This is a genomic window from Sphingomonas sp. (assembly GCF_039594485.1).
Taxonomy (GTDB): Bacteria; Pseudomonadota; Alphaproteobacteria; order Sphingomonadales; family Sphingomonadaceae; genus Sphingomonas.
Window position 1 is genome coordinate 1 of record NZ_JBCNNI010000013.1, and the last position, 15,675, is coordinate 15,675.

General features: G+C 68.0%; 24 protein-coding genes. 1 reads left to right on the top strand and 23 read right to left on the bottom strand.

Going from position 1 to position 15,675, the window contains the following annotated elements; translation table 11 throughout:
- The 3 genes from ABDV78_RS08295 to ABDV78_RS08305 all read right to left on the bottom strand — a co-directional run.
- Positions 1-663 (bottom strand): hypothetical protein (locus ABDV78_RS08295; RefSeq protein ID WP_343526905.1); only part of this gene is annotated, 663 nt, incomplete at its 3' end.
- On the bottom strand, positions 660-1,103 hold the full coding sequence (locus tag ABDV78_RS08300; RefSeq protein ID WP_343526906.1) for a hypothetical protein: 444 nt from the start codon (positions 1,101-1,103) through the stop codon (positions 660-662). The genes ABDV78_RS08295 and ABDV78_RS08300, both read right to left, overlap by 4 nt.
- A 221-nt stretch (positions 1,104-1,324) precedes the next feature.
- On the bottom strand, positions 1,325-3,112 hold the full coding sequence (locus ABDV78_RS08305; RefSeq protein WP_343526907.1) for a phage minor head protein: 1,788 nt from the start codon (positions 3,110-3,112) through the stop codon (positions 1,325-1,327).
- A gap of 38 nt (positions 3,113-3,150) precedes the next feature.
- Here ABDV78_RS08305 and ABDV78_RS08310 point away from each other — a divergent pair, with 38 nt between their 5' ends.
- Positions 3,151-3,693, top strand: a complete 543-nt coding sequence (locus ABDV78_RS08310; RefSeq protein ID WP_343526908.1) for a hypothetical protein — start codon at positions 3,151-3,153, stop codon at positions 3,691-3,693.
- On the opposite strand, the gene ABDV78_RS08315 is transcribed toward ABDV78_RS08310, so the two are convergent.
- The 20 genes from ABDV78_RS08315 to ABDV78_RS08410 all read right to left on the bottom strand — a co-directional run bounded on the left by ABDV78_RS08315 (position 3,675) and on the right by ABDV78_RS08410 (position 15,483).
- Positions 3,675-3,854: a hypothetical protein gene (locus ABDV78_RS08315; protein ID WP_343526909.1), complete on the bottom strand. Its 180-nt coding sequence runs from the start codon at positions 3,852-3,854 to the stop codon at positions 3,675-3,677. The two genes, ABDV78_RS08310 and ABDV78_RS08315, sit on opposite strands and share 19 nt — an antisense overlap.
- Positions 3,851-4,309, bottom strand: a complete 459-nt coding sequence (locus ABDV78_RS08320; RefSeq protein ID WP_343526910.1) for a hypothetical protein — start codon at positions 4,307-4,309, stop codon at positions 3,851-3,853. The genes ABDV78_RS08315 and ABDV78_RS08320 overlap by 4 nt, the downstream gene beginning before the upstream one ends.
- A complete protein-coding gene (locus ABDV78_RS08325) occupies positions 4,306-4,650 on the bottom strand; it encodes a hypothetical protein (RefSeq protein ID WP_343526911.1) in 345 nt (114 codons plus the stop codon). Before ABDV78_RS08325 ends, ABDV78_RS08320 begins: the two co-directional genes overlap by 4 nt.
- Before the next feature lie 2 nt (positions 4,651-4,652).
- On the bottom strand, positions 4,653-4,826 hold the full coding sequence (locus ABDV78_RS08330) for a conjugal transfer protein TraR (RefSeq protein WP_343526912.1): 174 nt from the start codon (positions 4,824-4,826) through the stop codon (positions 4,653-4,655).
- Positions 4,826-6,394, bottom strand: a complete 1,569-nt coding sequence (locus ABDV78_RS08335) for a DUF935 family protein (protein ID WP_343526913.1) — start codon at positions 6,392-6,394, stop codon at positions 4,826-4,828. The genes ABDV78_RS08330 and ABDV78_RS08335 overlap by 1 nt, the downstream gene beginning before the upstream one ends.
- The gene (locus ABDV78_RS08340; protein WP_343526915.1) at positions 6,394-8,028 is read right to left on the bottom strand and encodes a terminase family protein; all 1,635 of its coding nucleotides are present in this window, start codon (positions 8,026-8,028) and stop codon (positions 6,394-6,396) included. The genes ABDV78_RS08335 and ABDV78_RS08340 overlap by 1 nt, the downstream gene beginning before the upstream one ends.
- Positions 8,025-8,600: a phage protein Gp27 family protein gene (locus ABDV78_RS08345; RefSeq protein WP_343526917.1), complete on the bottom strand. Its 576-nt coding sequence runs from the start codon at positions 8,598-8,600 to the stop codon at positions 8,025-8,027. The genes ABDV78_RS08340 and ABDV78_RS08345 overlap by 4 nt, the downstream gene beginning before the upstream one ends.
- A complete protein-coding gene (locus ABDV78_RS08350; protein ID WP_343526918.1) occupies positions 8,600-8,890 on the bottom strand; it encodes a hypothetical protein in 291 nt (96 codons plus the stop codon). Before ABDV78_RS08350 ends, ABDV78_RS08345 begins: the two co-directional genes overlap by 1 nt.
- Positions 8,887-9,171: a hypothetical protein gene (locus ABDV78_RS08355; protein ID WP_343526919.1), complete on the bottom strand. Its 285-nt coding sequence runs from the start codon at positions 9,169-9,171 to the stop codon at positions 8,887-8,889. The genes ABDV78_RS08350 and ABDV78_RS08355 overlap by 4 nt, the downstream gene beginning before the upstream one ends.
- Positions 9,172-9,309: 138 nt before the next feature.
- Entirely contained in the window at positions 9,310-9,819 is a 510-nt protein-coding gene (locus tag ABDV78_RS08360; protein ID WP_343526920.1) for a hypothetical protein, read from the bottom strand.
- Entirely contained in the window at positions 9,812-10,435 is a 624-nt protein-coding gene (locus tag ABDV78_RS08365) for a regulatory protein GemA (RefSeq protein ID WP_343526921.1), read from the bottom strand. Before ABDV78_RS08365 ends, ABDV78_RS08360 begins: the two co-directional genes overlap by 8 nt.
- Positions 10,432-10,863, bottom strand: a complete 432-nt coding sequence (locus ABDV78_RS08370; RefSeq protein WP_343526922.1) for a hypothetical protein — start codon at positions 10,861-10,863, stop codon at positions 10,432-10,434. The genes ABDV78_RS08365 and ABDV78_RS08370 overlap by 4 nt, the downstream gene beginning before the upstream one ends.
- Positions 10,856-11,164 (bottom strand): helix-turn-helix domain-containing protein, encoded by a 309-nt coding sequence (locus ABDV78_RS08375; protein ID WP_343526923.1) that lies wholly within the window; start codon positions 11,162-11,164, stop codon positions 10,856-10,858. The genes ABDV78_RS08370 and ABDV78_RS08375 overlap by 8 nt, the downstream gene beginning before the upstream one ends.
- On the bottom strand, positions 11,161-11,433 hold the full coding sequence (locus ABDV78_RS08380) for a hypothetical protein (protein WP_343526925.1): 273 nt from the start codon (positions 11,431-11,433) through the stop codon (positions 11,161-11,163). Before ABDV78_RS08380 ends, ABDV78_RS08375 begins: the two co-directional genes overlap by 4 nt.
- Positions 11,426-11,638 carry a hypothetical protein gene (locus tag ABDV78_RS08385; protein ID WP_343526926.1) on the bottom strand — a complete coding sequence of 71 codons (213 nt, stop codon included), beginning with the start codon at positions 11,636-11,638 and terminating at the stop codon, positions 11,426-11,428. The genes ABDV78_RS08380 and ABDV78_RS08385 overlap by 8 nt, the downstream gene beginning before the upstream one ends.
- Entirely contained in the window at positions 11,635-11,922 is a 288-nt protein-coding gene (locus ABDV78_RS08390; RefSeq protein ID WP_343526927.1) for a hypothetical protein, read from the bottom strand. Before ABDV78_RS08390 ends, ABDV78_RS08385 begins: the two co-directional genes overlap by 4 nt.
- Complete coding sequence (locus ABDV78_RS08395; protein ID WP_343526928.1) at positions 11,923-12,270, bottom strand: hypothetical protein; 348 nt, start codon at positions 12,268-12,270, stop codon at positions 11,923-11,925.
- 38 nt (positions 12,271-12,308) lie between these two features.
- Complete coding sequence (locus tag ABDV78_RS08400) at positions 12,309-12,950, bottom strand: hypothetical protein (RefSeq protein WP_343526929.1); 642 nt, start codon at positions 12,948-12,950, stop codon at positions 12,309-12,311.
- Positions 12,947-13,675, bottom strand: coding sequence for an ATP-binding protein (locus ABDV78_RS08405; protein WP_343526930.1), 729 nt, complete (start codon positions 13,673-13,675; stop codon positions 12,947-12,949). The genes ABDV78_RS08400 and ABDV78_RS08405 overlap by 4 nt, the downstream gene beginning before the upstream one ends.
- Positions 13,672-15,483: a DDE-type integrase/transposase/recombinase gene (locus ABDV78_RS08410; RefSeq protein WP_343526931.1), complete on the bottom strand. Its 1,812-nt coding sequence runs from the start codon at positions 15,481-15,483 to the stop codon at positions 13,672-13,674. Before ABDV78_RS08410 ends, ABDV78_RS08405 begins: the two co-directional genes overlap by 4 nt.
- Positions 15,484-15,675 lie beyond the last annotated feature (192 nt).

Consider the following 15,675-nt stretch of genomic DNA (forward strand, 5'->3'; position numbering starts at 1 on the left):
CACCGGGCCAGCAAAGCCATTCGAGGCGTACAGGGTCGAGCCCGATATCGCCCCGCCGGACCGCTCGCTTGACGAGGCGGCGGACTTCCATTTGCGCACCTCGGCGAACGCGGTCAGCGCCAGCGATCCGGGCGACGGGTTGCCACCCTGGGGACGCCGACCGCCGGACGGCGTCGTGATCGAATAGCGCAGCCACCGCGCGTCGGGCGATGGCGGCATCCACACCGCCGCAAAGCCGCCATCCGCCATGGTCGCGCTCGATCCGCCGCCGAAAAAGGTCAGCGGGGTCGCCGTCCCGCCGCCGCCGGACTGAGTGAACGCCACCGCCCAGTCGATGACATTGGCATTGCCGGGAGTCCGCTCCCGAGCGACCGCGCTGTTGGCGCTGGAGCCGGTCGACAGGGCGAAATTGGCGAACACGACCCACCCGCCATCGGGGAGCGGCGGTATCCACGCATCCACCGTCTCATTGAGCTGCGATGAGGACGGCGCGAAAAAGCCGCCCGCGACCGAAAAGCGCCACGGGGATGGCCCGAACACGAAGCGCTGCGACGCACCGCCCCCATGCGCGACCGGCGTCGGTGCGCCGACGACCTGGGCGGTCGCGACACCGGACAGCAGGGCGAGCGCGGCGAGGCCGATGCGGATCAGATGGGCGATCATTGCGGCACCCGCGACAGCGCGACATTGCAGCCCGCCGTCCCCGACAGCGAAACGTCGACGATCGCACCGCCGCCGAAAGACACGACGGTCCCGCCGCCGCTGTCCGCCGCCGTCTTGCTGACCATGCCAATCATCGTGACCCCGTCCGGCCCACGGTATCGGAGCGTGACCGTCCCATATGTCGTGCACCCCTGGGTCAGGACATAAGCCCCGCCGAACAGCGTCGCGGGACTCGAAGCCGTGTTGCCGGAGGCGAGCTGGAAGGCCTCGCGGCGCGGCTCGACCGATACGGTCCCACCGACCGGGAGCGGCGTGGCAGGCGTGACCGCCGTCGCGGGGCTACCGGGCGTGCCATAAGACAGCGCGTTTTGCGGCACGAACGCGCCAGGGGATGCCACCGGCTTGGACTGGGCGGCGGCGAGCGCAGGGGCAAGGAGCAACGCGACTCCCAGGGCCCTGGAATAGGAAGATGGTCTAGACACGGAAAACCTCCAGCTTGAGCGCCGGGGCCGTGCGGCGCATTTCCCCGCTTGTCGGGATGCGCTGGCGCACCTAAATAGGTGGCGCATTGCGCGTGACACGGTGAACCTGGCGGCCGTAGGACCGAAGCAATTCGGGATCGCTTGTGGGGGACAGCCAGACCCCACCGCGCAATGCACCCCTACCATATCGGCAAATCCAGGATCGCGGCCAGTTCCTCGGCCTGCAACACGCGCAGGGCGATAATCTGGAGCAGGCTGGTTTGCGGGCGCAGGCGGAGCATCATGGTCCGGCCACCGACCTTGCGGATCAGGACCGCATCCTGTCCGTCGCGCCGGATTTCGTCGGGCTCCTGGTTGAAGGATGCCAGATCGCCGATGTCCCCGATGATCGCGGGCAGATTGTCGCGCGCGATGCGGGCGATCCTGGAAGGTGCGCCCAGCAAGCGACGCAGATCGTTCGTCAGCGCCAGAGCGGGCGCTTCGCCCATCCGCTCCACCACCGCCGCAAAGCGATCCGATGCGACGAATGCCTCCAGCGCCGCTTGCGCCGCTGGAAGATCGGCTTTGGCCGCCTCTACCAGCGCCTGGATCGCCGTCCGCCCGTCCTTGCGGGTCGCCTCCGGCCCCAGCCGTTCCAGCGCGGCGGTCGCGGCGATGCCAGGGCCCGACATATCAGGCGTCTCGGACACGGTGGCCGCCCCGCCGATCCGCTTACCCGCCGCGATCTCGCGCGCCAGATTTCTCGCCTCGCCGACGCGGAAGCTCTGGAGGAACATGGCATCGCCCGACCCGGTGATCTTCACCACCGCACGCAGATAGCGATCGTCGACCTTCCACAGCACGATATGCTGATCGCGGTCCTGCATGATGTGGTCGGGCGCGGCACCGATGCCGGGCAATTCGCGATAATCGGCGACCGTCAGATCGGTATGCCCCTTGCTGCGGTCCGTCAGGCCGAGCTGCTTGGCGTAGCTGTCGCTCGACAGCACCACGACATGGTTTTTTGCGCCCAGGGCATTCCGAGCCTCGTCCCCCAGGACCATGATCGGAAAGACGCCGTTCGGCTCGGCCAGCGTTTCCAGGAACGCGTCCGACTTGACCAGATCGGTCAGCGTGTCGCGCGCCGCCTTGATGTCGAGCGGGGCCATCGCCTCCAGCGAGCGGGTCGCTTTCTCGGCCACCGCCTGCATACCGAACGCGCCGGGATTGTAGGCAAAGCCCGGACCGACGCCGACCGGCACCGCCTCGGGCTTGTCGGCCCCCTTGCGCCAGAACGTCCGCAAGCGACCGCCGACCTGCCCGTCCGCCGTCATCCATCCGATGCGCTCCAGCTCGGCGTCGGTCGTGACGCGATAGCCCAGGCGATCCAGGTCCGCTTGCGAAAGCTGGCGCACCGAACAGCGGCACCCCCAGTCATTGGGCGGGTAGAAGATCGCCCAGGCCGGATGGTCGACGGGCAGGATGATGCGGAACGGAAAGGCCGGGTCGCCGCCGCCCCAGCGCCGATGCAGCGGCCGGGTGCGATCGTCGCCGATCGACACGTACATCAGGTACGGCCGGACATCCTTCATCTCCTGGATGCGCTTCCACCGCCCGGCGGCGCGGCTGACCCGCAAATTGGTGTCGTAGATGGTGCGCAGGCGTCGGCCGCCGACGAAGACGGGGTCGGCGGTGCCGGTCAGCGCCTCTTTCTCGACCATCCCCCACCACCCGGCCTTTTGCAGATCGGGGACGAGGCCCGCCTTCCATTGCTCCAGCGTGCCGCCGTCGCGCATCACCTTGTCCAGCGACTGGCGGATGGTCGCCAGCAGGTCGAGGTTCGCGACCTTGGCGACGGTGAAGGCGCGGGCGTGGTCGGCCTGCCACATCTCCGTCCAGTGGACGGTCGGGCGGAGCTTGTCGCGCGCCTCGAATGCCGCCACCGTGTCGGTCGCGGGCAGGTTGATGGCGGCCCGGAGGGATGGCACCCCTGTCATGAACGAAAATTCCGGCTGGGAGTGTATTGATGATTACCCTTCGCGACGGGATCGTCGGTGCCTTCGCACTGATTGCCTTCAGTGCGCTTTCGATATCGGTCGCAGCCTATCTCGGTGATGTCGAAGCGGGCGACATACTGGGTTTTGAAGGTGCAATGGTTGGCGCAGCGGGTGCAGTTTGGGGCGCGCTGTACGTCGAAGGCCGGAAACGCCGTCTGGCCGCCTTGGAGGAACAGCGGCCAATACTCGACGCGCTTGCTGCTATGGATCAGGAACTGCGCCGTTTCAAAACGTGTGAACGCATGGATCGCGACATTTACGACATGATCCTTCGAGCAAGCCGCACGCTCGACAAAATCTATGGTTTTTTCCCACCGAAGACGCCTCAGATCATCTTCGCGAGGGAGCAGTACCGAAACGCCGAGGAGATGTTTTTCAGTGCGGTCGTCAACCATCAAACCACGATGATCCTTTACCCGGACCACCCTGTTCCTGAAAGCGTTACTATCGAGCTCAACGCATTGTTGTTTCAGCTTCTGCAACTGAAGATAGTTCACGCCAAAACCTCGTAAAATTCGATGTCGTGGGAATGGCCGGTCAGGGACCAGCGGCATCCGGTGCGGCCATCGGCAGGCCAGCCGCCGGGCACGCCGAAGCGATCGCCATTGCGCAGCGTGCCGGTGACGCGTTTGCCGGTGGCCTCGGGCGGGCAAAAGCCGGGGTTGCGCTTCACAGTCGCCCCTCGGCCTGGGCCTCGCGATATTCGTCGCGCGCGTCGGCCATGCGGGCCTGGAACCAGGTCCAGGCATAATCGGGGCCACGATCGCCGGTCGCCAGGAAGTAGAAGTGCAGCGCAATCACGCTGGAGCGCTTCAACTTCCCCGGCTCGGAATTGCGGTCGAGGAAGCGCCGCGCCTTGTCGAGCTGCGCCTCCATCTGCGCGGCCTGGTCGTCCCAGCGCTGGCGGACGGCGGCGCGCCGGTCCCAGCCGATCCGCCAGTAGCGGACCATGGCGCGCGGGCATTCGGGCGGCGGCCGGTCGCGGCTGGGCGCGACCCATCCCAGGGGCCGCCTGACCTCCGACGGATAGCTGTCGTCCAGGTCATTGATGCCGCGCCGGACCCAGGCGGCGGCGACTTCGTCCTGGTCGGGCTGGCGCTGGCGACGGGGCGGTGGGCGGCGCTTCACGGCTTCACCGTGTCGAGGAGGTCGCGGCCCGCCTGGGTCAGGCGGAGGAAGGGCATGGACTCGCTGTTGAGCGACCATGTCTTCAGCCCCAGTTGTTCGATCAGGGCGGGCCGGTCGCGCCCGCGTTGCATCAGCGATGCAATGCTGCGCCAGCGCACCCCGGTCCGCAGCACGTCGGGGACGTGGCGCGGCGAGGTCGGATGGACCGCCAGCATGGCGCGGCGCTGGGCGGGCGACAGCGCGGCCCAGCGCGCCCGGCGCTTGGCGTTGCAGGCCTCGCACGGGCAGCGATCTTTCGGCGGAATATGCGGGAGCGTGTCCCGGTCCCAGCGCGCGGCCATGGTCAGCGCCCGTCCCGGCAGGGCGCGCAGCGACCACCGACCAGGCGCGGCGAGGCCCAGCCGCATTCCCGGCATTCGCCGGCGACGCCCTTCGGCACCGGCTGGCGCGCGGCGTCGATCAGGCGCGACAGCGCGCGGTCGGCGATGGCGTTTGCCAGATCGACATCGTCGGCCATCAATGCGCCTCCGATCCGGTCAGCGCCTGGACCTGGGCGGCGAAGCTCGCGCGCGCCAGGCGTTCGGCCAGGCGCTCGGCCGCGTCATCGGCGGCGGCAGCCTCCAGCATGGCGATCGCGTCCTCGACCGTGTCCGCCGTGCGCAATTTGTCGACCAGCGGCGCGATCATCGCGGCGGCCGAGGCGGTCCAGCCCTCGTCCGCCATCGCCGCGTCCACCGCGTCGTCGATATCGTCGCGGTTCGCGCGGGCGGCGGGCTCGGCCAGCCCGATCGCGGCGTCGGCGGGGGCATCCTCGACCGGGGGCGCGTCGTCATTGGCGGGCGGTGGCGCGGGCGGCTGGGTCGTCTTGGGATCGGCGGGTGGCGGCGTGGTCGCACGGACATAGCCGTCGCCGTAGCGATCCTTGAAGCTCTCTTCGGTGCGGACCCAGCCCAGCTCGGCCAGCGCCTTGTCCGTCTCGGCCGCCGTCTTGAGGTCGTCTTCCTTCTCGACGATGCGCACGACCATCGGACTCGCGACATCCGGCCCGTAATTCAGGTCCGTCCACCACCGCGCCGGGCCGGAATTGAAGGTATCGGCGAGCAGGTCGGCGTCGGCCTTCACCACCTCCAGCTTGACGTCGGCATGGACCTGCCCCTGCGCCTTGGACGACCCGTTGTCCGTGGTCATCGTCTGCGACAGGATGATCTTGGCGATGCAGCCGTCCATGTACCGACACACGGCGGCGAAATCGGCCCCCGACTGGGCGAGCGTCAGCAGCTCGACATCCATCCCCGCCGGGATCGCGAAGCCGCTGTCGTTAGCGATCGCCTGGATCGCCATCAACAGCTTGTCGATGTCCTTCTGCGTGGATCCACGCGGATAGGTGCCCTTGGCGGTGGGGACCGAGAATTTATCGAGGTAGATATTCCAGAAGCGGACGCCGTTCCGCTTGAACTGGACCGGCCAGTAAAGCCATTCGGCCAGGCCCTCGCCATAAACCTGGTCGTCGTCGGTGCCGCCCGCGCGCACCACCCAGAATTTGCGATCGGGCAGCAATTCGCCCTGCGGCGCGGCGCGGGTGAGCAGGCGCAGCCGGTCGTCCTTGTCGAACCGGAAGCGGCGCGCATGGCGGACATGGATGGGGCGGCATTTCGGGCCCGGCACCCAGTCCAGCAGCCCGTCGAGCGAACCCCAGTTCAGCTCGCCCACCGAGATGCCGTAGAAGCTCGCCCACAGCATCTTTTCGGTGACGAGGTCCCAGCCGATCCGCTCCAGCGTCTCGGTCAGCGCCTCGGCCGCCTCGACCGAGCGAGGGTCGTTCTCGTCGCCGGGCAGCACGTCCCATTCGCGGCTGACCACCGCGCGGATCCGCTGTTCCATGCAGGACTTGACCTGATCGTCCTTGCGGATGCGCTCGTACACGCCCCAGTCGACCGCGCCCCACAAGCGGCGGTCGAGCGGCTGTTGCAGCTCCTGGACAAAGGGCCGCGTGATATCGCGGCCATCGCCGGTCGAGGCGATTTCGGTCGTCAGGTCCTTGGGAAGGGCCGCGACCTTGCCGCCCCGCTTGTTCTTCTTCGCCATCACCAATCCCCCGCGCGGCCGAAGTCGGCGCGCCGCCGGACCGTGCCGAAGCCGGTGTCCGTCTGTTCGTAATCGCCGCCCATTGACCGGGGCTGGTCGGCGGTGTGCGTCTCGACCGGCTGGACATCCTCGTCCGCCGCGCCGACCAGATTCATGACCGCGATCGCATAGTCGCCGTGGCGCTTGCCCTTCGCGCCGTCTTCCTTGCTGGCGACCCGGTCGACGATCTTGGGCACGCCGCGCACCAGCTTGACCTGTCGCAGGTCGTCCTTGATGCCCTCGTCGCGCGGGATCAGGATCGTCCGGTCCTCAAACCGGGCCTTCATGCGGGGCATCCGGGCGAGGTAGACGGCCTCGGTCGCCATCACGGCCTCGACCCGATCCGCCCCGTATTTTTCCTGCATATCCTCGGCGAGCTGTTGTCCGTTACCGCGCGCATCCATCTTGCCCGCCGCCCAGAGCGGCAACGCGTCGGAAAGCCAGCACAGGATCGCGAATTGCGCCCAGAAGGGCACATTACGCATCTCGATCCCGAGCCGGTTGTGCAGGACACAGGCCGCGTCCTCTTGCCCCGCCGCGATCGTGGACAAATCGTTGGTGCGGGCGAAGTCCTGCCCCCAGAAGCTGGGGCGGTGCGGGTCGAAGCGCGCTACGTGCGGGGCCAACTCGCGCTCGATCCACTCCGCCAGCCAGGCCTCGCGCCAGGTGCGAACTTCGGCGCGCAGATTGTCGCCGATCGGCGTTCCCGCAGTATCCGGCGCGATCAGCAGCCCGCCCGCGGTGTCCCATTCCTTGCCGAGCGTCAGGCGGACGACATGATGATCGGGCGACATACAGGCGTCGATCGTCGCGGCGGGCAGGTAAACACCCGACCCCTTCGACGGGATCACGTCCAGCTCTTCCTCGGCCGCATCGCCATAGGTCTTGCGGAGCTTTGCTTCCCAGGCGGCCTCGGCCTCCGGCGACCATTCCTTGCCGTTCACGAGGCAAATGCGCTGGTACAGCCCCTGCGCCAACGCATCCTTGAGCGTCAGGCGATAGACATAGCCCTCGCGCTTGCCCGCCCGAATGTCCTGAATAAGTTGGTTGAACGCATTGTCTTCGCCATTGTGGGTCGAGGTGACGACGACGCGCCCGCCCCACATGAGCATGGCGAGCGCCGCCTTCAGCAGCTCGTCCAGATCGTCGTGGAACGCGGCCTCGTCGATAATGATGAGGCCTTGCCGACCACGGATCGAGCGGGGGCGCGACGACAGCGCCACCACGGAATAGCCGGAAGGCAGGTCGATGCGCAGGGCCTTGATGCCCTTTTCCGACGCGTCGTCATAAAGGAACTCTTCGCCGCCGGGCGATGCGAGGTGGAACGCTTTGGTGAAATCGCCGCAGGACGTGATGAATTCACGCGCCATGTCCAGGCTGGTGCCGATATACATGACGTCCATCGCCCGTATCGCCGGCGCTGCGACCAGCACGCCGTCCGACGCAAAGCCGTAGGTGAAGCCGACACGCCGCGACTTTTCCCCGACGAACAGGTCATGCTGGTGCGACAGCGCGACCGCCTCGGCCTGATAGGACAGCAGGACAGAGGGGACAGTTTTCGGCGCGGCGTCAGGTGAAGGCGGTTTGAGCTTCACAGGCGGATGCCCAGGATACCGGCGCGGATCGCTTCCAGCGTCTCTTCGCTCGCGCCTGCGGATCGCCCGGCCTGGGTCGCGTCCTGAACGGCGCGTTCCCGCGTGCGGCGCGCCTCTTCCTCCCGGATTTTCGCCTCGCGCTCGATGTCGATCTTGGACGAGCTGGTTACGTCCTTGACCGCCTTTGCCAGTCGCGACAGCGCCAGCGTGTCGGGCGCGCCACCCCCTTCCTCGTCACCGTCACCGACCGCATCCTCTTCGGCGCTGGCGATGGGGATGATGGCGCGCATCATGACGCTGGTCATGAGCTGGTTCATCATTCGGACCTGATGATCGTCGGACTGACCGAACTCCTTGCCGAACGCCTGCGAAATGGTCTGGAGACGACGCTGTTGCTTTGCCAGCTCGGCAAAATCCTTGGCATAGCGACCCACAGCCGAGCGCGACCGCTCGGTGCCCAGGTCGCGGAGCAGCGCGCAAATGTCGTCGATCGTCTGGCCGCGCCCGATCGCGTCGTGAACGGCATCCAGGATGGCGGGCGGCAGGCTCTTGAGGGAGGATCGCCCGGCCATCACTCACCCGTCTTGTGGCGGTGGATGCCCTCGACCACGCTCAGGCCGCTGGCGACGTCGCGCCCGGCCGAGAGGATGCGGGCGACGACGAAGGGGCCCAGGCGCTCGGCGCGGACCAGCCCGGCCTCGGCCAGCCAGTCCAGCGACGCGGCGACATCCGCGCGCGCGATCCGGTGGCCCAGGCCGATCAGCAGCAGGTGCAGTTCATCGTCGTTATGCTCGCCGCCGATCTCCTCCAGCAGGTCGAGGATGGCGCGGCGGACGACGGCGGCGCGGGGTGGCGTCATCATTTGCGCAGCCCCTGTTCCAGCAGGGCCTGGAGATAGTCATTCGTGGTGCCGAGCTGGCGCTGGATCGATCCCACCCCGCTTTCCAGGCCACCCATGCGCTCGCGCATCAACGCCAGTTCCGTCTGAAGCTCGTGGCGGGTGGGCGGCGCTTTGCAGTCCAGCTCGACGACGTGCAGGCGCTGGGCATGGTCGATCAGCTTGGCGTCGGTCAGCGCGCATTTGGCGTCGATGCGCTGGCCCAAGGCACTTAGCTCGGTTTTCAGCGCGAACTGGTTACGCAACCAGAATACGGCGATGCCGATGAGTAGAGGCGTCAGAGTCGACGCGATGGGCCAGATGACCCCGATATATTCTTTCCAAAGCAACTGTCGGGTCCCCGTTGGCTCGCAAGCGGGAACGGGGTGACATGGGTGGCGGATTTATTCGGGATGCACTGGCGCAGGCGGCTCCGGCGAAGGCTCCGCAAACATTTCCAATTGTCGGCTGTCGACCGGCCGCCTCGGCACGAAGATGGGAGCGTCATCGGCCTCATTGGTCTGATTTGCAAGATGCGCGACATAGCGGCGGTTCGATCCGATCATCCGCGCCGCGTCGTTCTTGTTGAGCCTGCCCGCCCGCACGGCGGCGATGACCGGGGCGCGCCGGGCCCGCGCCAGGGCCTCGCGCCCGGTCGGGATTTCCAGCTTTTCGCGACCATAGACATGGGCGAGCTTCGCCACCGTCTCCAGCGGCAGTACGTCGATGAAAGGCGACTTCTCCGGTGCGATCGGCACATACACGTCCTGCCCGCCGAAACGGTCGACCAGTATCAGGACATGCTTGGCGCTGATGTGCGCGGCCATCTCCAGCATGAAGGGCGACCAGCCCCGACCGGGCTTCACATCGTCCGGGATGGGCAGGTCGGCCAGGCGCGGCAGGTCGTCAGTCATGGCACGGCCCCTCGCGCAGCATCCGGCCCAGGAAGCGGATCGCCTCGTCGGTCTGGCGATCGGTCCAGCGCTTGGGCGGCAGGTGCAGCCTTTCGCACAGGAAAGCATCGGCGGTATGGCCGCTGACCCGATTGCCGACCAGCAGCTTGGCCCAGATCGCATCGACGACCGCGCGGCGGTCCGCCTGGGCGCAGGGCGGGACGCTCCACGCGACGCCTTCGCGCGCGGCCCAGGCTTTCAGCGCCTCGATCACGGCGACCGCCGATTTGTGGTCGAGGAAGCGGAGCGCATCCACGCCCGTCTGGCGCTTGACCCAGGCATTGAGCGCGGCTTCCTCCGGCCGGTCGACGGCGCGGAGCCAGTAGAGCGACCACCACAACGCCCAGATTTTGCCGACATGCGCGCGGGTCGAGCCGACCGGCCGGTGGCTCCGGCCCGCGCCATCGCCCCGGATCGCGACCAGCACCTTGTCCATGTCGGCGACGGTCATGCCGGTCAGCGACGGCTTGCCGGTGACGCGAAGCTGGACCGCGCGGCGGTCGTCCTCGTCTAGCCCGGCGTCGCGGGCGGCGGCGAAGATGGCGCGGCGGCGCGCGGTCATGGGGTCGGCAGTCATGACCGCACCTCGGCCATGAGCGGGGATGCCAGATCGAGCGCGGTCCCGCACCGGCCGCACTGGGCCGTGCGCCGCCCGACCAGCCAGGCCGTGCCGCCGCACCCCGGACAGATCGTCGCAGGGCCATGATACAGCAGCACCCCGCCACGCGCCGACCGGACCGTGCCATCGGTCAGCGTGACGGGCATGACCAGCAGCGTGGCGCGGTCGCGGTGACGGGTGGTGCCGCCCCAGAACGCCTCGCCCGTTGCCAGGCAATAGGCATCCGGCCAGCGGCTGGTCAGGTATAGGGGTTCCGGCGGCGCGGGGTTGGTCCAGGGTGCCTGGACCATCGCCCGGTACTCGGTCTTGAAGCCCAGTGTTCCGTCGTACAGGAAAGGCCCAGGCGGGCAGTCGGCCAGCGTGACGCGGCCCAGCGGGTCAGTCATCGGTCTTGCCTCCAAAGGCGCGCAGCCGGTCGGTCAGGGCGCGGAAATCGGGGTGAAGGTCGCGGCGGGCCTTGGCGGCGCGCAGGGCGGTGTGGATGGCGGGATGCCCGCGCTCCATCACGCGGCCAATCGTCGGCAGGGAGGCGTCGGTCGCCTCCCGCATCGCCAGGATTGCGGCCTGCCGCGCGACGACCAGCGGCTTTGCCCGGCACTGGCGGCGCAGCTCGGCGACGGTGAACCCGGTCGCGATCGCGGCGGCGGCGAGGATCTCGCCGAGCTGGCGGTCCAGCGCGGCGGTCATTGCAGCGTTCCCCGAACCGCCAGCGGTTCGGTCGCGGTCATCACGTCCGCGACCAGCCCCAGCAGCCGGTCCAGCCCCGCCATCGACAGCGAGGCGACCAGCATCGTCCCGTCACTGTGCCGGAGCGACAGCGAGACGATCGCGTCGTCGCCCACCCCGTCGAAGCCGACCGCGATCCCGCCGACCTGCCCGGCCTGGGGCGCGGCGCGGTCCTGGGCGATGGCGGCGGTGAAGCCGCGCATCGGCACCATGCGAATGGTGTCATCCATGGGACCGCGCTTTCGCGGCCGGCTCGGCGCGCAATTCGTGGAGCTGGCGCAGCAGGTCGGACAGAGCGTAGCCGTCCTTCGCCGACAGGTGGACGACGACAGTCGTCGCCTTCGCCTTGCCGGTAAGGGTGCGGAAGCTGTCCACGCGGACATGCTCGCGGTCCCACATCACCGAGCGGAAGGGGCTTTCGTCGAGGCGGCTCATGACACCTGCCCCTCCACCATGCGGGCGACTTCGCCGGTCAGGCGGTGGCGCTGATGAGCGGCGAGCCGCCCCAGATCGAGCGCCTGTTTCTCGATCCCGTCGAACAGATCGCGCAGGACCAATCCGGCGACGGTCTGGGACGTGTCGACCTGACGGGCGTCCTCGGCGATCGCCGTCAGATTGCGGCGCATGATTTCCAGGTCGGCACGGCCGAGCGGCTTGTTCGCGGCGATCGCGGCGGACACGTCCGCGACCAGATTTTGCAGATCGGTTGCAAGCGTCATTCAATCCTCCTGTTCGTGGGGACGGTCGGTGTTGTTGGGGCACTCGGGGCAGGTCCGGGCGAACTGGGCGTGGAGCCAATTTTCCGATCGCTCCCGGCGGCGGTTCCGAATGCAGGTCTTGAGCGGCATCTGGCCGTAGAGCGGGCAGACCACCTCTTCCTCGGTCAGCGTGGCGCGGACGAGCTGCTCGGCCTCCGGGTATGATCCGGCATAGCTGCAATTGATAAGGCGGCTGACATAGCCGCCCGACTTGCCGAGCTGTTCAGCGACCATGCGCTGCGTGGTCCGGTCGCAGGCATCCGCCAGGACCAGCACCCAGGCGGGTGCGTCAACGCCCCATGCGGCCATCGCCTTGGTTCTGTTGTTATTAACGTTACCAATCATGGTTAACCTACCCCCCCGTCCGCAGAGGCGACCTTGGATTTTCTCCGAAGGGGGGCGACGCCCGGCGAGATATCGACGGTCCGGCCGCTGTTGTGGTCGATCAGAATCACCCTGGACGCCCCGCCAGGACGACGCGTCGTCGGGCAATGCGGACCCGTGTTGTGGTGGAGGCGGTATGTCGCGATCCGCCCGGAGGCCGTTGATCCAGGCGCCTGGATACGGACATATCCTGCCCGTCGCAGCGCATTGAGGTACGTCTCGACCGCCCGGTCCGTCGCCTCCGCCGCCATGCGCAGGGTCGGCACGTCGAAGGTCTTGAGCACGCGCATGGCGGTCCAGATGCGTTGCCGTGCGGTACGCTGCCGCATCCGGGCCTGACCATCTTCGGTCGGCCCGGAGGGCGGCGCGTCGGTCTGGGCGTCGGGGGCCAGCGCGAAGCGGAGCGGCTTGCCGGGATGGCGCACCACGGCCCCGCGCTTTTGCCAGCGCGACAGGGCCGCGTGCACCGCGTCGTAATCCACGCGGCATTCGGCCTGTAGCTCGGCGATGCTCCGGGGAGTCGAGGCGGACTGCAGCGCCTGCCACAACGGGCGGCTGATGACGACCGGGGCCCGGCCGGAGGAGGTGGCGGCGCTGGCCATCATGCGACCTTCCTGATGGGGATGTCGCCGGTCGAGAATGGCCGCGTGCCCCAGCCCGCGCGGTCGATCGCGGTCGCGCCGTCGTTGATCGCCTGGGCCTGCACGTCTTGCAGGTTGGTTACGATCCGGCGCGTCACCCCGCGCGTGGCGCGGACGATTGCCTCGACCAGATCGTCCGCCACCGCGACGCGTGGGCAGTAATAGTCGCGGAGCAGACAGGCATCGGCAATGCTGGAGGGCTGCGCGGGCGTGGCGACGAGAATCCGATTGTCGAAGCGCTCCCACTCTTTCAGCTTGGCGGGCAACGCTTCCTCGCCGATCAGCATGATGGGCACGCCGCCATGGTCGAGGATGTCGCGGATGATCTCGACATTCTTGCGATGCACGACATGGTCCGTCTCGTCGATGATGAGCGGCTGGGGCGCGACCTGGAGATGCTCGATGACCTGCCCGAGCACGTCGTCGGCCGTCCGCTTGATCCGGGTTATGCCCAGATCGGTGGCAATGGCGCGCAGCATGGACTTTTGCGTCCAGGTCGAGCGGGCGACGACATAGGCCGCGTTGAAACGCGCCGCGATCGTGGCGGCGGCGACCGACTTGCCATAGCCGGAGGGACCGTAGAGCAGGCCGAGGCGCGGACTGCCCAGCGGCGCTTCCTGGCAGCGAAGCATGGTCGCCAGTCCCAGCCGCATATTGGTAAGCTGGGCAGGTTCCTGAATGTGGGTCAAAGCGAACTCTCCTTGAGCGAAGGGGGTGTGGCGGCGGCGTTGCGCCGCGCGGCAAAGTCGGCCGTCAGCATCTTTTCGGCCCGATATTCGTGGGAGCTGGTGAAGACGCGGGCGCGGGAGAGCGCCTCGGGATTGACCGGCCGACCGGCGGCGTGATCGGCCATGATCCGGTCGGCCTCGGCCATGCGCTCTTCGAATGTGCGGGGCGCGCTGGTGGTGGGGGCCGGATACCGGACCTGGGCGATTTCGACGTCGGCCGGGCTGGGCAGCGCGGCGGGCGCGTCGGCGATGCTGGCGATGGTCGGGGTGACGTGTGGGGTCGTGCGGACCGGCAGCGCCACCAGCTTCCCCGCTTCCACGGCATCCCGACGAAGCACCGCGTTCCGCGCGTCCTCGTAAGAAAATTTCTTTTTCTTCTCTCGCAGCTCGGCACGCTGGGCGGCCATCAGCTTGGCCTGGTCGCGCCGCGCCTCGACGGCGAAATCCCGCTCGGACAGGCCGGAGCGCTCGGCGTTGACGGCGGTGCCGATGTACCGGCTGTCCTCGTCGAAGACGAACAGCGCGCCCAGGTCTTCCTCGTCGCGGCGCAGGATCACGGTGCACCCGACATGGGCGGCGAGCGGTGGGGTCCAGTAGCGCCCCTTCTTCCAGGTGATGCCGCGCTTGGTGACCTGCGCAGTGCCGACCAGCGCCGACAGCAGTAGCTTGAGCGTGCCCTCGTCGGGCGCGCCGCGTGCCGCGCGCGGCGAGTTGGTCCAGCGCGACATGGGCGACGCGCCCAGGCTCGAATGTGTGCGGACATGGTACACGCCGTCGAGCCAGTTGCTGATGATCGCCTGTAGCTCGTCGGCGGACAGCTCGGGCACGATGACCGGCCGCTTTGTTTCCTTGCGGGCGACCGCGCGAAGCCGCGCCGCCTCCGCTACATTGTGGCCGATATAGCCGCCCAGCAGCTCGGCCCGCTCGCGGGTGAAGGTGCCGAACATCCGCTCGACGAAAGGCTTTTTGTCGCCAGACGCGGGCGGCACCGGATCATGCGCAATGCCCAGCAGCTCGCAGGCGGTGCGCACCGTCGCGTTGATGTAGCCCGAGCCCTGGTCGGTGCGCAGCACCTCGGGCATGACGCCCCATGCGAGCATACAGGCGACCAGCGTCCGGCGGACCGACTGGGCGGACTCGCTGTCGACGACCAGATAGAAGGTCCGGCGCGACCAGACATCGACGATGCCCAGGATGGACTTGCGTCCCTCCTTGGTCATCACGTCGGCCTTGGTGGTGTCGATCTCCCAAATCTGGTGTGCATAGGACACGCCTGCATCCGCCCGGCCGAGCGCGACCCGGTATTTGCTCTTGAAGAGGTCCGGGTCGCGGAAGCTGGCGAGCAGCGCGGGCTTCGACGCCTCCAGCCTGGCGATGAAGCGGCGGACGGTGTGTACCGACGGCAGCGACGCAAAGCGGCTGTGCATCAGCTCCAGGATCGCGGTGGCCGACAGGTCACGCTCGGCCAGCCATGCCTCCACGGCGTCGGCCGCGTCGGGATTGCGGGTGAAGAAATCGGAGCCCTTGGGGCGACCGCGCTGCCCACCGACCGGCTGGGCAGCGGTGCGGTCGGCATAATCTCGCCGCGCCGCCTCTGGCAGGTCGGCGACGGCGAACAGACGACCGCCGCCTTGGCCTTGGCGCGTAATCCAGCGCCACTCGCCTCGGCTCGCGCGATTGGCGACTGCCGTCCGATTGGTCGGCAGGCCTTCCAGCTCCAGCGACGCGATCTCCAATGCCGACAGGTATTCACGGCCGAGGAGGGTCATGCCTGACCACCACCTGCCCCAGCGCGGTACATTTGTACCGGCTTGCTGAATCGGGTCTTTGGCGCGTAGTTATCGACAGGCTGCGGGCGAAGACGCTGACCGCTCCGACTGTAACGCGAAGGCCAGATTTGCATGGGATGTACGTCGAGGAATGATGCAATTACGCGCTCTGCCTGCGCTCGCGGGAGGGTG